The sequence below is a fragment of the Shimia sp. R9_2 genome (genome assembly GCF_017743735.1).
GTDB lineage: Bacteria > Pseudomonadota > Alphaproteobacteria > Rhodobacterales > Rhodobacteraceae > Shimia.
Map to the genome: position 1 here is coordinate 1 of NZ_JAGHRO010000009.1, position 16,674 is coordinate 16,674.

The 16,674-nt window shown below is 60.8% G+C and carries 18 protein-coding genes; 3 read left to right on the top strand and 15 right to left on the bottom strand.

Features of this window, described 5'->3' with window-relative positions:
* Window positions 1-298: 298 nt before the first annotated feature.
* The 8 genes from J7400_RS17740 to J7400_RS17775 are packed head-to-tail and all read right to left on the bottom strand — an operon-like array spanning window position 299 to window position 6,535.
* Window positions 299-1,279 carry a TonB family protein gene (locus J7400_RS17740; RefSeq protein WP_209065434.1) on the bottom strand — a complete coding sequence of 327 codons (981 nt, stop codon included), beginning with the start codon at window positions 1,277-1,279 and terminating at the stop codon, window positions 299-301.
* Window positions 1,276-1,659, bottom strand: coding sequence for a biopolymer transporter ExbD (locus J7400_RS17745; RefSeq protein ID WP_209065435.1), 384 nt, complete (start codon window positions 1,657-1,659; stop codon window positions 1,276-1,278). Before J7400_RS17745 ends, J7400_RS17740 begins: the two co-directional genes overlap by 4 nt.
* 5 nt (window positions 1,660-1,664) lie before the next feature.
* Complete coding sequence (locus J7400_RS17750) at window positions 1,665-2,042, bottom strand: biopolymer transporter ExbD (protein ID WP_209065436.1); 378 nt, start codon at window positions 2,040-2,042, stop codon at window positions 1,665-1,667.
* A 1-nt stretch (window position 2,043) separates the two neighbouring features.
* On the bottom strand, window positions 2,044-2,709 hold the full coding sequence (locus tag J7400_RS17755) for a MotA/TolQ/ExbB proton channel family protein (RefSeq protein WP_209065437.1): 666 nt from the start codon (window positions 2,707-2,709) through the stop codon (window positions 2,044-2,046).
* A gap of 51 nt (window positions 2,710-2,760) precedes the next feature.
* Complete coding sequence (locus tag J7400_RS17760; RefSeq protein WP_209065438.1) at window positions 2,761-3,537, bottom strand: heme ABC transporter ATP-binding protein; 777 nt, start codon at window positions 3,535-3,537, stop codon at window positions 2,761-2,763.
* A 3-nt stretch (window positions 3,538-3,540) separates the two neighbouring features.
* Window positions 3,541-4,617 carry an iron ABC transporter permease gene (locus J7400_RS17765; RefSeq protein WP_209065439.1) on the bottom strand — a complete coding sequence of 359 codons (1,077 nt, stop codon included), beginning with the start codon at window positions 4,615-4,617 and terminating at the stop codon, window positions 3,541-3,543.
* Window positions 4,617-5,486: an ABC transporter substrate-binding protein gene (locus J7400_RS17770; protein WP_348540194.1), complete on the bottom strand. Its 870-nt coding sequence runs from the start codon at window positions 5,484-5,486 to the stop codon at window positions 4,617-4,619. The genes J7400_RS17765 and J7400_RS17770 overlap by 1 nt, the downstream gene beginning before the upstream one ends.
* Window positions 5,483-6,535, bottom strand: coding sequence for a ChuX/HutX family heme-like substrate-binding protein (locus J7400_RS17775; protein WP_209065440.1), 1,053 nt, complete (start codon window positions 6,533-6,535; stop codon window positions 5,483-5,485). The genes J7400_RS17770 and J7400_RS17775 overlap by 4 nt, the downstream gene beginning before the upstream one ends.
* Window positions 6,536-6,768: 233 nt before the next feature.
* Here J7400_RS17775 and J7400_RS17780 point away from each other — a divergent pair, with 233 nt between their 5' ends.
* A complete protein-coding gene (locus tag J7400_RS17780) occupies window positions 6,769-8,796 on the top strand; it encodes a TonB-dependent receptor (protein ID WP_209065441.1) in 2,028 nt (675 codons plus the stop codon).
* Window positions 8,797-8,911: 115 nt separating this feature from the next.
* On the opposite strand, the gene J7400_RS17785 is transcribed toward J7400_RS17780, so the two are convergent.
* The 5 genes from J7400_RS17785 to J7400_RS17805 all read right to left on the bottom strand — a co-directional run bounded on the left by J7400_RS17785 (window position 8,912) and on the right by J7400_RS17805 (window position 11,385).
* The gene (locus J7400_RS17785; protein ID WP_209065442.1) at window positions 8,912-9,175 is read right to left on the bottom strand and encodes a WGR domain-containing protein; all 264 of its coding nucleotides are present in this window, start codon (window positions 9,173-9,175) and stop codon (window positions 8,912-8,914) included.
* A 1-nt stretch (window position 9,176) separates the two neighbouring features.
* Window positions 9,177-9,770, bottom strand: a complete 594-nt coding sequence (locus J7400_RS17790) for an SMC-Scp complex subunit ScpB (protein WP_209065443.1) — start codon at window positions 9,768-9,770, stop codon at window positions 9,177-9,179.
* 4 nt (window positions 9,771-9,774) lie between these two features.
* A complete protein-coding gene (locus J7400_RS17795; protein ID WP_209065444.1) occupies window positions 9,775-10,689 on the bottom strand; it encodes a DUF1403 family protein in 915 nt (304 codons plus the stop codon).
* 144 nt (window positions 10,690-10,833) lie between these two features.
* Window positions 10,834-11,127: a CcdB family protein gene (locus J7400_RS17800; RefSeq protein ID WP_209065445.1), complete on the bottom strand. Its 294-nt coding sequence runs from the start codon at window positions 11,125-11,127 to the stop codon at window positions 10,834-10,836.
* Window positions 11,128-11,133: 6 nt separating this feature from the next.
* Window positions 11,134-11,385 carry a type II toxin-antitoxin system CcdA family antitoxin gene (locus J7400_RS17805; RefSeq protein WP_209065446.1) on the bottom strand — a complete coding sequence of 84 codons (252 nt, stop codon included), beginning with the start codon at window positions 11,383-11,385 and terminating at the stop codon, window positions 11,134-11,136.
* A 42-nt stretch (window positions 11,386-11,427) separates the two neighbouring features.
* Here J7400_RS17805 and J7400_RS17810 point away from each other — a divergent pair, with 42 nt between their 5' ends.
* The gene (locus tag J7400_RS17810; protein ID WP_209065447.1) at window positions 11,428-12,378 is read left to right on the top strand and encodes an integrase; all 951 of its coding nucleotides are present in this window, start codon (window positions 11,428-11,430) and stop codon (window positions 12,376-12,378) included.
* A 46-nt stretch (window positions 12,379-12,424) separates the two neighbouring features.
* On the opposite strand, the gene J7400_RS17815 is transcribed toward J7400_RS17810, so the two are convergent.
* Together J7400_RS17815 and J7400_RS17820 are read right to left on the bottom strand one after the other, a co-directional pair.
* Window positions 12,425-13,549, bottom strand: coding sequence for a ParB N-terminal domain-containing protein (locus J7400_RS17815; protein ID WP_209065448.1), 1,125 nt, complete (start codon window positions 13,547-13,549; stop codon window positions 12,425-12,427).
* Window positions 13,542-14,945 carry an AAA family ATPase gene (locus J7400_RS17820; RefSeq protein ID WP_209065449.1) on the bottom strand — a complete coding sequence of 468 codons (1,404 nt, stop codon included), beginning with the start codon at window positions 14,943-14,945 and terminating at the stop codon, window positions 13,542-13,544. Before J7400_RS17820 ends, J7400_RS17815 begins: the two co-directional genes overlap by 8 nt.
* A gap of 523 nt (window positions 14,946-15,468) precedes the next feature.
* On the opposite strand from J7400_RS17820, the gene J7400_RS17825 reads away from it, so the two are divergent.
* Window positions 15,469-16,665, top strand: a complete 1,197-nt coding sequence (locus J7400_RS17825) for a replication initiation protein (protein WP_209065450.1) — start codon at window positions 15,469-15,471, stop codon at window positions 16,663-16,665.
* The last annotated feature ends 9 nt before the right edge of the window (window positions 16,666-16,674 follow it).

The window sequence follows — 16,674 nt, forward strand, 5'->3', positions numbered from 1 at the left end:
TCAAAAACTTTCTTGCAAAAATAAACAATATCAATGACTTAACCACACGCAACCACGCCAGAAATCCCACAAACCATACCCAAATCCCAACAAATCAACCTTATCCACAGAATAACCCACAGACTCGACGAAAGACTCGCTGAAGACTCGCTCCAAAATCAGAACGATCTCCCGAAACACACCGCGCAACACCAAACTCAAACGTCGGTATCGCGTCGGTAACGCATACGTATCGCGGAGGTGGAATAATCGGACTGCAGGACCCAACGCACGCTGAGAGGCGAAAACCGCAACTGGGTTATTTGGAAGAAATGGGGATGTCCATTTTCAGGCTGGGCACACCGAGACCGGCTGGGGCCTTTGGCATACGGCCTGCCGCGCGCACGGCTTTGAGGGCGGCTTGATCCAATCGGGTGTTACCGGAGCTCTTTAATAGAGAGATGCCGGAGACCTTGCCGTCTGCAGAAACGGTGATCCGCACAAAGGCTTTGCCTTTGCCCACACCACGGGGGGCGCGTTGGGCAATGCGGGCGCGCACTGACTGGGCCCATTTGCGGGCGAGGCTTTTGCGTTTGGCGTTGGACACCGAAGCGGTCTGTTCATCGCCGTTTTTGCCTTTGGCGGTTTTGCCGCCTTCGCCCTGTGCACGCCGTGCGTTGATCTGAATGGAGTCTGTGGCCGATTGCGCGGCTTTCTTCTCCGTCTTCTTCTTCTCAGGTGCCGGAGGCTTTGGCGGCGGGGGCGGAGAGGCCGGTGCCTTGGGCGCGGCTTCTAATACCGGTGCCTCCATGGGCTTGGGCAATTCAGGGGGCGCAGCTCTGGGGGGGACCTGAGATGGGGCCGCCTGAGGAGGGGCCGGTTGCTCCGGGGGCAGCTGTGCCGGAGGGGTCGCCATATCTGATTGCAGGTTTGGCGCTTGGGCCGCAGGTGTGACGGGCAAAGGCGGGCCATCTGCAGAGGGCAGGTTCAACGCCTGCATTTCACTCATCTGGGGTGAGACCTCTGCAGCGGTCACCGGCATTGGCGGCGGCGCGTCTTGCGGCGCGCTGTGTTGTGGCATGGAAAGGTCCATGGCCTCGGGTAGATCAGGCGGCGCATCCCAGGTTTCCACCAAAGCGGCAATGCTGGCATTGGAGGCCATCATCTGCAGAAGGTCGGCACCTGCATCCCCTGCGCTTTGCAGGCCGCTTTCCAATTGCGGAGCAAAGAAGGCGAGATGGCCAGCGGTGACGATGCCACCAAACACAAGGGCTTCGGAGGTGATGCGCGCCAATCTCATTGCAGGGCCGACACCAGTTTGAGATCCCGTACGCCTGCTGCCGCGAGTTTTGGCAGAAGTGCTGCGATCTCCTGTGCGGAGACGGCGCGATCTGCGCGCAGCATCAGGGGCTCATTTTCGGGATAATCGGTCAATGCGGCGAGAACATCCGCCTCGCCGCGTGCCTCCTGATACGCCAGCTCCCCTTCTGCGGAGACATGCAAGATGGCCTGACCGTCTGCGGGTGTGTCCAAATCGGCAGCGGGCGGGGAGACTTCGAAAGGTTCCGGCGGCGTGATCTGCGCGGTCATCAGAAAGAAGATCAGCAACAGGAAGACCACGTTGATCATCGGGATCACACTTTCGGCGGCGGCACGTTTGGGGGCTGTCGCAATGCGCATGAGGGTTACTCCACCAGAACCAATGTTTCATATCCGGCATCAGACAGGCGCTGCATCACATCCACGACGCGCTGCAGATCGGCCTCGTCGCGCGCGCGCACCACAATGGCGTCGCTGTGTGAGAGCATCATGGTGCCCAGTTCCGCCAGCAGATCTTCGACCGGTGTGGCCACCCCGTTTAGGCTGACACTTTCGGGGCGCACTTCGACCAGTCGCGGCGGGCCTTCATAGGGGCGATCAGAGGCAGCACTGAGCGGCAGCGGGATTTCCATTTCCTGCCCAAAGCGCGAGGCCAGCATGAAAAACACCAGCAACAGAAAGACCACGTCGATCATCGGTGTCAGGCTGGGCCTGCGGCGCGTGGGGGCAGCGGCGAATTTCATCTTATTCCGCCGCCATCAGCTGCGTGCTGTTGTCTTTGCCGCTGGTGAGAATGCGGGTGGCCGCATCTTCCATATCTTCTTGTGAGCGCGTGACCACGGATTCAAACCATGTGAGCGCGATGGAGGCCGGGATGGCCACAGCCATTCCGGCGGCGGTGGTCAAAAGCGCTTCCCAGATGCCCCCGGCCAAAGCGGCGGGATCGGCGCGCGAGCCTGCCTGTTGCAGGGTTTGGAAGGCGGCGATCATGCCAAGCACTGTGCCCAGAAGCCCAAGCAGCGGCGCGATGGTAGCAATCAGTTCAAGCGCGCGCAGGCCGCTGCGGCCATCCGCCAGCTTGCGGCGCGCAACCCGTTCGATCTCTTCACGTTGCTCTTCGGGCGAGAGCCGCCCCTCAGCACAGACCTGCATGGCGGCATTGGCCACAACCGCGCGCAGGGAGCGCCGACCGTTGAGCACCGAAAGCGCGCCTTTGCGGTCTCCCTTGGTCCAGAGGGTCACAGCGTATTCGGTTTTCTCCCCCGCCCAGGCCCCGAGCAGCAGCAGACGCCAGATTTTCCAGAGGATCAGCGCGCCAGTGATGACCGACAGCGCCGAGATGGCCCAGATTGCCGGGCCACCCTGCTCCAGAAACGCCAGAGCTTCCAACCAACGAGACTCAAGATGCATGGTATCTGTCCTTATTCATTGCGGCGCATTCCCTATAAGGCGCTTGCCGCCTCACGCCTGCGCCACATGGGGCAATAAGAAGGTGCCGGAGGGCGGCGTGGTGTTGACCTGAACCGCGCAGTGGTAGGCTTGGCTCAGCAAGGTGTTGGTGAAGACCGCTTCCGGCGTGCCTTGCGCGAGAATGCGGCCGTCGCTGATCAGGGCGACGTCATCGGCAAACATGGCGGTGAGATTGAGATCATGCATCACCGCCACAACGCCGCCGCCCGCATCGGCAAAATCGCGGGCGATCTGCATCACCAGAAGCTGGTGGCCGATGTCGAGCGCGGAGACCGGCTCGTCCAGAAACAGCCAGCGCGGGGTGTTGTTGTGCATCGGCTCCCAGACCTGCGCCAGAACGCGGGCAAGCTGCACCCGCTGTTGCTCACCACCGGAGAGCTCCTGATAAAAGCGCGCGGCATAGCCGCTGAGGCCGACACGTTCCAAGGCGGCGGGCACCAGATGCGGGCTGCCGCCAGAGGTGCCGTTCATCAGCCCCAAACGGACCACTTCGGCCACGGTGAAGGGAAAGGCCAGCGGCGTGGCCTGAGGCAGCACGCCGCGCATGGCGGCAAGCTGCCAGGGTTTGGCTGTGTCGATGTCGGTGCCGTTGAGCAGCACTTTGCCGTCGTGGGGCACTTCGGCGGTCATGGCTTTCAAGAGCGTGGTTTTGCCGGAGCCGTTGGGGCCGACGATGGCGGTCAACGCGCCGGGGGCGGCATTGAAAGACACATCATGCAGCACGTCGCGGCGGCCAAAGGTGACGGTGATATTTGTGGCTGAGAGCATGGCTTACATATCCACGAGGCCGCGGCGGCGCAGCAGGATCCAGAGGAAGAAGGGGCCACCGATGACGGCCATGATGATGCCGATGGGCAATTCGGCGGGCGCGATGATCATGCGGCTGATGATGTCGGCCACCAGCAGGAGCGTGGCCCCCAAGAGCGCGGAGTTGCGCAACAGATAAGTGTGGTCGGGCCCCACAGCGAGGCGCAGAAGATGTGGCACCACAATGCCGACAAAGCCGATGCCACCGCTGACCGCGACAGCTGCGCCCACGGCCGCGGCGACCGCAAGGATGGCGACGTTTTTGGTGCGCTGCACGTCGATGCCCATGTGGCTGGCGGCGGCTTCGCCAAGCGCCAGACCGTTGAGGCCTTTGGCAATGAAAGGCGTGGCAATCAGGGCGGCCAGCATCAGCGGCAGGGCGGCAAAGAGTTTGGACCATGTGGCCCCGGCAATGGAGCCCATGCCCCAGAAGGTGAGTGTGCGCAGTTGGGCGTCATCGGCGATATAGATCAATACGCCGCCAACAGCGCCGGTCAGCGCCCCAAGACCGATCCCCGCCAGCAGCATGGTGGCGACAGAGGTGCGCCCCTTGCGAGTGGAGACATGATAGAGGATCAGGGTCATGGCCCAGCTGCCCGCAAAGGCAGCAATCGGCACAATGTAATAGCCAAGCGCGGCGCTGATCGCGACGGGCAACAGGCCGCCAAGCACGATGGCGACGATGGCCCCGAAGGCAGCACCGGCGCTGACGCCGATCAGGCCGGGGTCAGCCAATGGGTTGCGAAAGAGCCCCTGCATGGTTGCGCCGGACACCGCAAGGGCGGCGCCAACCGCCACGCCCATCAAGGTGCGCGGCAGGCGGATGTCCCAGAGCACGACGCGCTCGCGCAGCTCAAGCTCTTCGCCGCGGGCCAGATCCCAGAGCGCCTGCCAGAGCGAGGTGCCCGATGCGCCGATGGCGAGAGAGGCCAGCATGGCAAGCAGCAGACCACCCACCAGCACCAAAGTGAGCCGATGGGCGCGCAGGCTGCGGTCGCCCTCAAGGGCAGTCGCAGCTGGGGAGTGCAGTGCGAAGGCCATCAGCTTTCAAGGTCCGCCAAAGCGTCGGCCAGCTCGGAAATCGCCTGCGCGGTGCGGACGGAAAAGCCAAGCAGCAACATGCCATCCATACGCACCACCGCCTCGTTGAGCGCGGCCGGCGTCTGGCCAATGGCAGGATGGGCGCGCAGGGTTTCATTGCTGGCGCTGTGATCGCCCTGACGGCCCATCATCAGAATGACCTCGGCCCCGCTGGTGGCGATGGCTTCGTCGGTCATGGGTTTGAAGCCTTCAAAACCGGTGGCGGCGTTCTGGCCACCAGCGAGCGAGATGATCGCATCCGCGCTGGTGTTGGTGCCAGCCGCCATCACGCGGCCCCCTGCGGCGGACAGGATAAAGAGCACTTTGGGGCGGTGGGTGGTATCAACTTTGGCAAGCGCCTCAGCGATGGCCGCGTCGGTTTGAGCCGCCAGCGCCTCGCCTTTCTCCTGAACACCGAGGATTCCGGCCACGGTGAGGATCTTTTCGCTGATCGCTTCGCGGGTGAAGCCGTCGTTGATTTCGGCCACGGGAATGGCGGCCTCGCGCAGAAGTTCCATGGTTTCCAGCGGACCAGCGCCCGCCTCACTGATGATCAGATCAGGATTGACCGACAAGAGGCCTTCCGGGGACAGGCGGCGGATGTAGCCCACATCGGGCAGATCGCGTGCCTCAGCCGGGAAGTTGGAGGTGGTGTCACGCGCAACAAGGCGGTCTTCTTCCTCAAGCGCGTAGACGATTTCGGTGACCGCGCCGCCAACCGCGACAATGCGGGAGGCTGGTTCATCCGCCTGCAAGGTGGTGCCCAGCAGGATCGCCAGTGCGCCCGCCATCACAGACTGTGTGGCCGCTATTCCGCTCAACTTCATCATGCCGGAACCTCCGCAAAGCTGTCTTCAAGATCGGCCATCAGGGCATTCCAGCCCGCCGCCGCATCGTCATCACGCAGCACACCGAAGAATTGCGCAATCAACGCGCCCTCGGCGTCAAAGGCCTCGACCGAGATAGCCGGCCCGCGACGGGTGCTTTTGGTGACCGCATAGACCTCGGCGATGTGGTCCTTGCGCAGATGCAGATCGTGGCCGGGATCAAGCACATTGATCCATGGGCCCATTTCCACAATGCGCGACACCGGGCCGGTGTGAATTTCGATGCAGCCCGCATTGCCGACGAAGATCATCACCGGCACTTCTTTCTCAGACGCGCGGTGCAGCAACGCTTCGACGGATTTGGGCGCAAGCGACCGGGCATAAGGCGCGCCCGCAATGCGGTAGGCCCCAAGACGGTTCATCTTCATTTTACGGGTGAGCTGCATGAACTGATGGGTGTCGGTAAGCTTGTCCCACTCCGCGCGCAGCTTATCAGCTTTCTCCGCATCGCCCTTCGCGCCCTCAACAGGCTTGCGCGGCTCGACGGTCAACGCATCGGATTGCTCAGACAGTTTCAGATCCGCAACAATCGCGTCCCAGTCTTGTGTGTTGGAGGCCTCGCGCAGGTGGACCTTGTGCACCGCATCACCAGCCGCATCAAACACCTGAATGGAGCGCTTCACGCCTTTGTCGGTGGACTTCTCCACGGCAAAGGCATGTTTCCAGTGGCCGGGGAACATGCGCAGGTCGATCTCTTCATTGACCACCAACGCCGCGTGGTCGCCTGACCGGTAGTTGGCATATTCGCCCACCTTCTCGATCACGCAGGAGCGGTTGCGGGTCAGGGCCATCACCTCGCCCAGACGCTCAAAGGCGGCAAACAGCGGATCCAGCTCTGCGGTCACGCAGGTCACGCCCTCGCCAACATGGGCGGCCATCAGCTCCGCTTCGGAAATGCCAAGCTGGTCTGCGAGGTCACGCTCCCGAAGGGTGCTGTGTTCTGCGCGAGCGTCGCGGATTGCTTGCGGAGTAAGGGCGGAAGTGGCGGCCATAGTGCGCGCTCCTGTCAGTCGTCAAGGCGTAAAGGTCTGGAGACAGGCTGGCGTGTGCAGAATAGTCACAGGGAGCTGGCGTCGGTGATCGAGTTGAATCACATTGTTGACAGAAATAGTGTGATTTATTAACGAGCGCAAGTCGTTCGCCGGAGAGCGAACAGACTCACTCAACAAGTCGTCGCCAGCCTCCCCCGCCAGCATCTTGAAAAGACTATTGGAAGGGGATTTCCATGTTTGCCTGCACCTCTCGCAGAGCAGCACTGCTCTGCAGTGCCGCGCTCATTTCAACCACATCCGTCATGGCGCAAGACAGCCTGGGCGACGGTGTTCTGGACGGCGTGACCGACGGTATCATTCTGCTTGATGAAATTGTGCTGAAACGCTCCAAGCGCGACATTCAAACGGACACGGCCAACTCCATCACTGTTATTGAACAGGAAGAGATTGATGACCGTCAGGCCACCACCGTTGCCGAGCTGATCGACAGTGTGCCCGGTGTGACCCTGATCAACGGTGCAACGCCACAAGGCTCCGGCATCAATATCCGTGGCTTTGGCGCAAACAGCACCTTTGGCAGCGACCAGAAAGTTCTGATCCAGGTGGACGGCGCCTCTGTTGGCTCCGAAGAGCTATACCGGATCAGCACCCAGCTGTTCACCGACCCGGCGCTTTATAAAGAAGTCTCTGTTCTGCGCGGTCTGGGCGGCTCTTTTGAATATGGCTCCGGTGCCATCGGCGGTGTGGTTCTGTTGGAAACCAAAGACGCTTCTGATTTCACCGGTGGTGAAGTTGGCTTCAAGTTCCGCCAAACCCTGCAAGGCAACTCCAACGGCAGCGGGTTCTCAAGCTCCTCCATTCTGGCCTGGCAGCCAACTGAGAATTTCGAGGTGCTCGGCAACTTTACCTACAGCGAGCAAAAAAACCAGAAAGATGGTGCTGGCGAAATCATCGGGAACTCTGCGTTTGAACTGCCGTCTTATGCGCTCAAAATGCGCGGCGTTTTTGGGGACGATCTCTCCCACCGTCTGGAGCTTAGCCTGAGCCACACCAACTCGTCTGAAAAAGACGTGCCATACGACAGCTTTGGCACCACCACTGATGCCTTTGGCAACGTGGACCGGGATCTGGAAAACACCATTGGCGTGCTGACCTATGGCTACAATCCGGCGGACAATGACCTGATCGATCTGGAAGTGAAGCTGAGCTACTCCGATCAGACCATTGACCAGAGCTATGTGGCGGGGTCGTCCTCTCTGGAAGGCACGCCAAGCTTCCCGTTCCTTGAGCCTCTTGTCGAAGCCGATCACCAGTATGAAACCACCAAGCTGCTGGTGAAGAACACCTCGCTGTTCAGCACCGGGCAGGCCACACACGATATGCGCTACGGTGTTGAACTCAGCCGTCGCGATCGTCTGGATGCGTCTTCTGCGCCGGGCGGCACCGATGACCGGATTGCTGTGTTCGTCGTGGATGACATCGACTTTGGCAACGGGCTGACCCTGACGCCGGGTGTGCGCTTTGAGGATCAGACCATTGAGGGCAACGGTTCTGCAGCTGGAAAATATGACAACAGCGCCCTGATGGGCGGCGTGTCTGCGCAGTATAAATTCGCCAGCGGCTGGTCGGTTTTGGGCAGCGTGGGCTACACCGAGAGCATGCCGATTATTGATGACCTCGGCACGCCGGTCTTCATGACCCAGAGCGAAAAAGCACGCAACTATGAGATTGGCACCTCCTATGCCAACACCGGTGTGTTCCGCGAACAGGACAGCATCGCGTTTAAGGCAACCGTGTATCAGACCGACATCTGGGACATCACCTCTTACCGCAACGTGGACAGCGTGGAACTGACCGGTATCGAGCTTGAAGGCCGTTACGCGCTGGAGAGTGGTTTTTATGCGGATGTGAACGCCAACTTCCAGGATGGCGACGAGATCCGCACCAATGGCGATGTGCTGGACTGGCGCAACCTGCCTGCTGATCAGCTGCGCCTGACACTTGGTAAGCGCTTTGACCGCAAGTGGGATCTCAGCTGGGAAATGGTGGCCAATGCCGAAACCGAGGTCAACGGCAGCGAGGCCCCGGGCTATGTGGTGCACAATCTGCGTGCCACCTATCGCCCGCAGGAAGGCGCCTTTGAAGGGCTGGAAGTGCGCATGGGTCTGGAGAACGCCTTTGACAAACTCTACACCCCCTACCTTGCCACCCGCCCGGCGCCGGGCCGGACCCTTAAGGTCTCGCTGGCAAAAACCTTCTAAGGTTTGAGACATAAGAATTTCCGGCGGCTGCGGTCGCCGGAAAACGCGGATTACCCCATCCCGTAAACGGGTTCCCCAACACTATACTGTACCAGATCCGCGCCAAGTCTGCGCGTCAGAGGCTGTCGCCAAACAGGGTCAGCTGCACCGGGATTGAGGCATAGCCGTTGCGCATCTTGGCGGCCTTCAGATCAATACAGACATCATGAGCCGCGGCCTCGGTTGCGAGATACTCGATGCGGCTTTTGCTGCCCTTGTGGCCAAGGCGGCCCCATTCGTGGATCACGCACCATTCGCCAAAGAGCGTCTGCGTGACATAGAGCACGTAGAAGCGGCGCTGGCGGCGGCCAGGATTGATTTTCTCTAGTCGGATCAGCACCTCAACCCTCCGGATGCAGACCCGCATCTGTCAGCATTTCACGATCGGGCAAATCTCTAAGGCTTTCCAGATCGAACGCCACCAAAAACTGATCGGTTGTCACAAAAGTGTAAGGCGCGCCGCGTCTTGGGCTGCGGGGGCCGGTGCTGATGAGGCCGCGATCATGCAGGCGGCCGATGAGATCGCGGCTGATGTCTTTGCCAAAGATGTCTTTGAGACCGTCGCGGGTGATCGGCTGGCGGTAGGCGATGGCGGCGAGCACGGCGATTTCAAACTCGCCAAGGTCCACCAGATGCGCGCCCAGATGCGCGGCGGCATGGATGGCGGGCGCATAGGCCGGGCGGGTGCGCAGGACCCAGCCGTCATTCACGGCGGCGATCTCAAAGGCGCGGCCTTCCAGATCAGCGGCAAGATCATCAATCAGCAGATCCACAGACGCCCCCTGCCCCACCACGCGGGCCAGATCCTCCTTGGGCACCGGGGATGCGGAGGCAAAGAGCACCGCCTCAATCCGGCGCATCCATTCGCGCCAGCGTAGGGCGGGCTCAATGCCCTGAAGTTCGCGATCCAAAACAGGCTCTGTGCGGTCTTTCATCGGCTCAGATCCCGTAAAGCCGGAAGCTTTCGCGCCCGGTCAATTCGCGTGCGACGCCGAGGCTCACCAGCCGTTCACAAAACCGCCGCGCGGCACGATCTGACATGAGATGGGTCAGCGTCTGAGGGGCCACGGCATCATGAGACAGAAAGAGGTCGACCGCCTGCGCTGCTCCTTTGGCGCGCAGCTTTGGCGCAATAGCGCGCAGAGCCTCTGCCTTGCGGATCAGGCCAAGCGCCAGTCCGATGGCCTGCTCTGCACCAGAGGCTGCGGCCTGATGGCAGGCCATATGCAGCGCATCGCCGGTTTTGCGCAGATCGCGGGGCGTGAGGCTGAGCGCGAGCAGCGGGATCTGATAGGACCAGCGCATCTTTTTTGACAGGGTGGCATCCGCAAGCGCCAGCGCCAGGGGCTCGGCCTTTGGCTGATCGCGCAGAACCGCCTCCAGAGTCGCGGCGGCGCTGGACAGCGGGTTGCGCGAAGCCCCCGCGCCCGCAGCGGCCATCCAGGTTTCGATCTCCGCCGTGTCATATTGCGGAAACGCCCTATGCAAGGCGACCGCGCTCAGCGGTCTTGCCGCCGCGCGCCGCCAGCTTTGGTAGGTATCTCCGGCCGGGCCGGGTTGATCCTCGGGGCGCAGAAACAGAACCGCATCCCGCAGCTCCGCCAGACGCTCCGGCCGACCGGTTGCAATCACACAGGCTTCGGCCGCGCGCAGGGCCAATCGCTCACGCAGCAAGGGCTGTGGCAAAGCCGCCTGCGAAAGAACGATATTGAGCCGTGACAGCGCTGTGCCTGAAAGAAAAGCGGCATCTTCCAGCGATTGCGCCGCCAGCGAAGAGGCCGCGCGCCCCTGATCCAGCGGAGGCAGATCAAGACTCAAATCCTGCAAAGAGAGAGAAGACGGCGCGACTATCATATTTGAGAGCCTAATCGCGCACGGCGCTTATGGCCAGATATTTCCACAAAAAGCGCCGCAACATGCAAGACCCAGTAATGTCCAATAATCTTGATTTATCGGTCACAGTAGGCGAATCTCACGCTTATGAGGCCTTTAAACCGCTCATATGCCATTTATCAGGATGTCCAACGCCCTCTTCAAGGGCTCTTTATGCGCCGCCAGAGAGCCCAGAGGGCCGCTCAGCGCGCCTTGTGGCACCGCTTGCACCTCCGGGACGCGCACAAGCCACAGAGCGCCCTCAAACGCGACCTCAGGGGTCAGACTTGGCAGTGCCGTGAACCGCGCGGCCTCCCGCAAGGGCGCGACGATGCGCGAGGCCTCAATGCCGATCAGATCGGTCTGCAGATCCACAACCAGTTGCCCGTCCGCAAGACGGTAGACATCAAACTGCGCCATGGTCCCCTACCCTCGCTTTGGCCCCTGTTTTGGCCCCCGTGTTGGGACCGTTTCAGACGGTCTGACAGCCCCGCTGGCAACCTCCTGACCATAGGCCTCAATCGCGGCACGGTTTTCCTCGCGCCAGCGGCGGTTCTGCTCCGCTTTGCAGGCCTCGACGATGGCCGCCTCCGCAAGACGCGACATGTTCAAGCCCAGATCCCGCGCTTTGGCGACCACCTCTGCCTCCAGCGTCAGATTGACTTTGATACGGCTCATCACGGCCCTCAAAAATTTATACGTATATTTTAAGAGTATATTGTGACCGAGACCTCCAAACAAGCCACGCCCTCTTCGGAAAACACCAACAAAGCCTATGCGGCGGATTGGCGGCATTTTGCGCGGTGGTGCCGGATGAACGGGGCGGAGCCCCTGCCCCCGGCCCCGCTGATCGTGGCGCAGTATTTGACTGAATTGGCCAAGCCCTCAGGCGGCACCCCTGCCCTGCAAAGCGCGAGCATTCGGCGGCGGCTCTCCGGGTTGGTCTGGAACTTTGCGCAACGCGGGCTGGCCCTTGATCGCGCGGCGCCAGAGATCGCAGCCGTGCTCGACACGCTACGCAGCACTGAGGCAACGCCGAAGCGCAAAGACCCGATCCGTCCGGATGAGATCCTGATGATGACCGCCACCCTGCCCTTTGATCTGCGCGGGTTGCGGGATCGTGCGCTGCTGTTGATTGGATACGTCGGCGGGTTGAGCCGCTCAGAGATTGTCGGGCTGGATCTAGGCGACGCGCCCGGCCCGGAGGCCACCGGCTGGATCACGATCCTTGAGGGTGGCGCGGTGCTGACCCACGCCACGCGCACTGGCTGGCGTGAGGTGGAAATCGGGCGCGGCTCTGGTGAGCAAAGCTGCCCTGTTCATGCGCTGGAGCAATGGCTGCATTTCGCAAAGATCCAATCCGGCCCGGTGTTTGTGCGCACCTCGCGCAATGGCAAACGCGCGCTGGAGACGCGGCTGAATGACAAACATGTGCCGCGGCTGATCAAACAAACAGCCCTCGCGGCGGGCCTGCGACCGGAGCTTTCGGAAAAGGACCGGATGGCCCTGTTTTCCGGGCATAGCCTCCGCAGCGGGTTGGCCCATGCGGCGAAGGTTGATCGAACTGTGGGGGTAAATGCGGCCGGCGTGGCATCCGCCGAAATGACCCACCCCTCTGAGGACAACCGCGTCAGGTTTCAGGTGAACCTAACCAAAGCGGCGGGTCTGTAAATCTGGGTCCGCGAAACCCGCACAAAGGTTTCGCGGCGAAACCCTCTTAGGGGCGTTCCAGGAAAACGCGGATCTCTTCGAGCAGGTTTTCCATCATTTCACCGTCAAGCTGACGGCCTTCAAAGCGCAGCGAATAGCCATCCGCATCGGCCTGACGACGGATCGTGATGCCGTTGGATGTGACCAGCGTTTCCGCGTCGCGCCAGCCAGACGCCGGTGTCGTGGTGCGCGGACGACCGCCACGTTTGGGATCCCGCTCTGGCGCGTCCAGCGTAGAAATCACCCCTTCGATCACCGCCCATTCCTCATCGGCTGTCGCCGAAGACGCCGCCGCGAGGCCGTTGCGAATGCGGGTCTCGCCGCCCTGACGCAGCGCCTGCGCCAGTTTCAGGCCGCGCTTTTCGCTGAGCGCATCGGGGAATTCCAGCATGTCGCCAAGCTCTTCAAAGATCAGAGCAAAGCTGCGGACTTTGGAGCGCTTGGCCTTGGAGCCAGTTGCGAAGAGATTGTTGACCGCATCCTCGACATTGAGGAACGCGCCTTGCTGCGCAGAGATCACCGCAATGCGGCCGCGCTCAAAATGGCTCAGCTCGGAGCGCACTTCGTTTTCTTCGACCATAGCGACAAAGGCGGCATCGGTTTCCGCCGGTGGACGGATGATGGCGCGAATGGATTTAAACTGGGCTTCCTCTGTCAGCCCCAGCAATTCGCGCACCGCCATCAGACGACGGTAACCGGACAGCAATCCGTAGCGCGGCGCATCCACCCGATCGCTCGCGGGCAGCTCATAAACCTCGATGGGCAAACGCAAGCCGTTGGCGGAGATCGAAAGACGCAGCTCCAGCATATCGTCGGCATCCAGCGCCGCGCGGTCTCGCACCATGGCGTCGGCGTCAATCTCGCCCACGGGGATGTCGACCAGCAGGCGGCCATCTGTCTCTGCTTCCTGCAGCTTAGCCTCGCTGGCCTCAAGTTGCGCCTGACGCGCGCGATCTGCGGCACTGGCCGGTTGGGAGACCGCAGCAGCCTCCGCGGCAATCTTGGCAATGGGGGCCACGCCGCGCACCTGCGAGGCGGCGGGTTCGGGGACGGAGGTTTCGCGGCGAAACTCCTCTTCCAGTTTGCTCAGGTCGGCGCTGCTTGGCGCCACAAGTTTTCTGCGTTTAGCCATCGTTTGCCTCCGTGTTCATCTGCTCTGCTTTGAGGTCTTCGAGATCGCGCCACCATGTGCCGACGATGATCTCTTTCACCTCGGCCCATGTGCGGTCGAAAGTTTCGCGCCCACGCACATAGGTGTCGCGGTTGAATTCGCGATAATCCGCCTCGTAGATGCCGTTCACCTGTTCGCCGGCCTGACCAACCATTGCGGTCATGTCCTGACGGTAGGTTGTCATGAAGTCGCCGAAATAGGCCTGAATGACATTGGCGAGATCGGTCTGTTGCCCGGCATCAAAGCGGGTGATCAGCGCGCGCACCGCATCCCATTCAAACTTCACCTCCGGCAGGCCATCGCGGCGGCGGGCGGCGTTTTCGCCTTCTTCGACACTGGCGAAGGTGGAATAGAGCATGTCAAAGAACCGGCCCGTGGAGTCAAACTCAAGGAAAGACGCGCCGAGCGGGACCAGCAGGATGTCGGCCGCGGCAAGCGCGTTGATCGTGAGGTAGCCGAGGGCAGGGGGGGTATCGAGGAAGATGATGTCATAGTCGTCCACGATGCTCTCGTTGGTGAGCGCGTTTGTGAGCGCATCCCACAGCGGCCAGCTGCGCAGCCCCATGCGCCAGACAGGGATCTGGAATTCCGCCCAGTAGAGATTGAGCTGCGCGCCGAGCAGGTCGATGTTCGGCCAGTGGGTTTCCTGAATGATGTCGCGCGCGGTGACATTGAGCGCTTCGGTCAGGGTTTCATCGAAGGGCAGGGGGGTGTCGCCGGAGGCTTCGCGCACGCTGTTCTCTGCCAGCACCGCCTGCGCGTAGTCTTTGGCCATGAGCGGGAAAGCGGTGGACCATTCGTCCTGCACATCGCCGCCCATGATGGAGGTCAGCGAGCCCTGGCTGTCGAGATCGATCACCAGCACCTTATAGCCGTCAAGCGCGGCGGACATGGCGAGGTGCGCCGTGGTCGTGGTTTTCGACGTGCCGCCCTTGAAGTTGGAGACAGCGACGATTTTCGCGGGGAGACCCTCAGGGCGCCAAGGCTGGTACTCACGGTCTTGCGCGCCTTCAGCGGCGAAATGTGCGCGAAGGGCCAGAACGTCCTCCAGAGAGAACCACTTGGAATTTCCTTCGCCCACGCCCTGGGGAAGTTCCGGATATTTCTTCAGCACGCGCCGGAAGTGGGCCGGTGCCACCGGGATCAGAAACTTGCAGATCTCCCAAGTGGAGAATCGGCGGAGCCTTTTCTTGCCGTCAGGGGCGTAGCCGCGTCGAGCGAGATCTTGTCGCCCCTTCGTTGCGAAGGCCGCCGCTTTTGCGAATCGGGCGGTGTCGATAGGGTCAGATAGCTTGGCGGCGGCTTCGGCTGGGTTGATGTTGAAATATGGGGGCAGGTTATCTTTGCCTGATACCATCTCAGTTCCTCTGCGATGTACTGCTTCGATCGTGATTTTGCCGGAACTATCGCACATGAATTTGCCAATGTGAATCAAAGATGGCGGTTTCGCGGCGAAACCTTCCAAAAATCACAAAAAACAGCGACGTAAAGCTTGTAGTGTTTTTAGGATATTTAGAATCTTTACGATCAGGATCAAAAATAAAATCAAAGGCTTAGATAAGTTTGGGGACCTGCCTACGGGATCAAAGGGACCCAACTACAGGATAAGAGGTGCCTGTTTGCAGGGGGTAGGGGCCCGATTCGCGGGAATAGGGGTACCAGAGTCCAGTTTTGGCTCTTTCAGCCCCAGATTTTGCAAAATCCTGTGGATAACTCAGTGGGGCATCCCGTATTTGGGTCCCTTAAGGGGGGTGCCGGTCCCGGTGGAAATCCTATAGGTACCCGCCTACGGGATCAGTTATCCACAGATTTAAGCACCCATATTGAGTTTGCGTTAAGGTTCCTTTCAGCGCATAATGTGCGCAAAAAAGGGCAGAGCGATGAACGATATTCCTCGCGACCAACTCACAGGCGCATTGCGGCGTGGAGCGGTGAAAAAACATGTGGCGGCGATTCACGTCTCCGGCAAACTGACGCTGTTGCAGCGGAAGTTGTCGAACGTGCTGTTGCTGAACGCCTATGACACACTCACCAGCCAGAGCAAACACTCAATTGATGCGCGCACCCTGTGTATGATGATTGGTTACAACTCCAATGACATGGAAACGCTCAAGGCCTCGCTGCGCGGATTGGCGGAAACGGTGGCCGAGTGGGACATGCTGGACGAGAAAGGCCAGCAGGAATGGGGTGTGTCGAGCCTTCTGAGCTATGCCAAGCTGAAAGGCGGCGTCTGCGAATACTCTTATTCCCACGCATTGGCTGAGAAATTGCATGACCCGAAGGTCTTTGCTCTCATCAATCTCAACATTCAGCGTAAATTCACCTCGGGCCACGCGCTGGCGCTTTATGAGAACTGTTACCGGTTTATCCGCACCGGCAGTACCGGCTGGTGGTCGATGGATCTGTTCCGGCGGCTGATGGGGCTGGATGGTTCGAGCTATTATGAGAGCTACAAGCATCTCAATGCGAAGGTCATCAAGCCTGCGGTCGCCGAGGTGAACAAGACCAGCAATATTCTGATCGAACCTGAGACCCGCAAACAGGGCAGGGTGGTCACGGATATCCGTTTTCGTATCAAAGAGAACCCGCAGCTGGCGATTCTGGACATTGATGACGGGGAAGGAATGCGCCACGGGCCGGTCTATGCGCGGCTGCGCGAGCTTGGGGTCAGTGACCGTCTGGCGCGGCAATGGCTGGGGGCCTATGGCGAAGAGCAGGTCATGGCCAAGCTGGATTACGTGCGCCAGCGCAAAGATGTAAAAAGCATGGTCGGATATCTGACCGCGGCGCTGAAAGAAGATTACAAAGAGGTCGAAGAGGTGGCCGCGCCTGCGGTGCCCCGATCTGAGCGGGCCGAACGGCTGCGGCGTGTTCAGGCGGCAATTGAGGCGCGCACCCCAACGCAGCGGGATGCGGACAAACGCCTGTTTGCAAGCCAACTTGAAGATGATGTGGCGCGCGGAGACTTTGAGCGCTTTGGCTGGGTGTCACCGCTGAACATCCGCGCGATCTTTGCCTTCTGGGAAGACATGGATCCGGAGATTTTTGAGGGGTTGGAGGCCGAGCCGGTCTCCTGACCCCGATTT

Excerpts from the sequence above, each read along its gene's own strand:
- J7400_RS17800 (WP_209065445.1), bottom strand. The coding sequence starts at position 11,127 with ATGGCGCAGTTTGATGTCTACCGTCTTGCGGACGGGCAACTGGTTGTG.
- J7400_RS17765 (WP_209065439.1), bottom strand. The coding sequence starts at position 4,617 with ATGGCCTTCGCACTGCACTCCCCAGCTGCGACTGCCCTTGAGGGCGAC.
- J7400_RS17820 (WP_209065449.1), bottom strand. The coding sequence starts at position 14,945 with ATGGTATCAGGCAAAGATAACCTGCCCCCATATTTCAACATCAACCCA.
- J7400_RS17775 (WP_209065440.1), bottom strand. The coding sequence starts at position 6,535 with ATGGCCGCCACTTCCGCCCTTACTCCGCAAGCAATCCGCGACGCTCGC.
- J7400_RS17745 (WP_209065435.1), bottom strand. The coding sequence starts at position 1,659 with ATGCGCATTGCGACAGCCCCCAAACGTGCCGCCGCCGAAAGTGTGATC.
- J7400_RS17825 (WP_209065450.1), top strand. The coding sequence starts at position 15,469 with ATGAACGATATTCCTCGCGACCAACTCACAGGCGCATTGCGGCGTGGA.
- J7400_RS17805 (WP_209065446.1), bottom strand. The coding sequence starts at position 11,385 with ATGAGCCGTATCAAAGTCAATCTGACGCTGGAGGCAGAGGTGGTCGCC.
- J7400_RS17795 (WP_209065444.1), bottom strand. The coding sequence starts at position 10,689 with ATGATAGTCGCGCCGTCTTCTCTCTCTTTGCAGGATTTGAGTCTTGAT.
- J7400_RS17755 (WP_209065437.1), bottom strand. The coding sequence starts at position 2,709 with ATGCATCTTGAGTCTCGTTGGTTGGAAGCTCTGGCGTTTCTGGAGCAG.
- J7400_RS17750 (WP_209065436.1), bottom strand. The coding sequence starts at position 2,042 with ATGAAATTCGCCGCTGCCCCCACGCGCCGCAGGCCCAGCCTGACACCG.
- J7400_RS17770 (WP_348540194.1), bottom strand. The coding sequence starts at position 5,486 with ATGATGAAGTTGAGCGGAATAGCGGCCACACAGTCTGTGATGGCGGGC.
- J7400_RS17815 (WP_209065448.1), bottom strand. The coding sequence starts at position 13,549 with ATGGCTAAACGCAGAAAACTTGTGGCGCCAAGCAGCGCCGACCTGAGC.
- J7400_RS17740 (WP_209065434.1), bottom strand. The coding sequence starts at position 1,279 with ATGAGATTGGCGCGCATCACCTCCGAAGCCCTTGTGTTTGGTGGCATC.
- J7400_RS17780 (WP_209065441.1), top strand. The coding sequence starts at position 6,769 with ATGTTTGCCTGCACCTCTCGCAGAGCAGCACTGCTCTGCAGTGCCGCG.
- J7400_RS17790 (WP_209065443.1), bottom strand. The coding sequence starts at position 9,770 with ATGAAAGACCGCACAGAGCCTGTTTTGGATCGCGAACTTCAGGGCATT.
- J7400_RS17760 (WP_209065438.1), bottom strand. The coding sequence starts at position 3,537 with ATGCTCTCAGCCACAAATATCACCGTCACCTTTGGCCGCCGCGACGTG.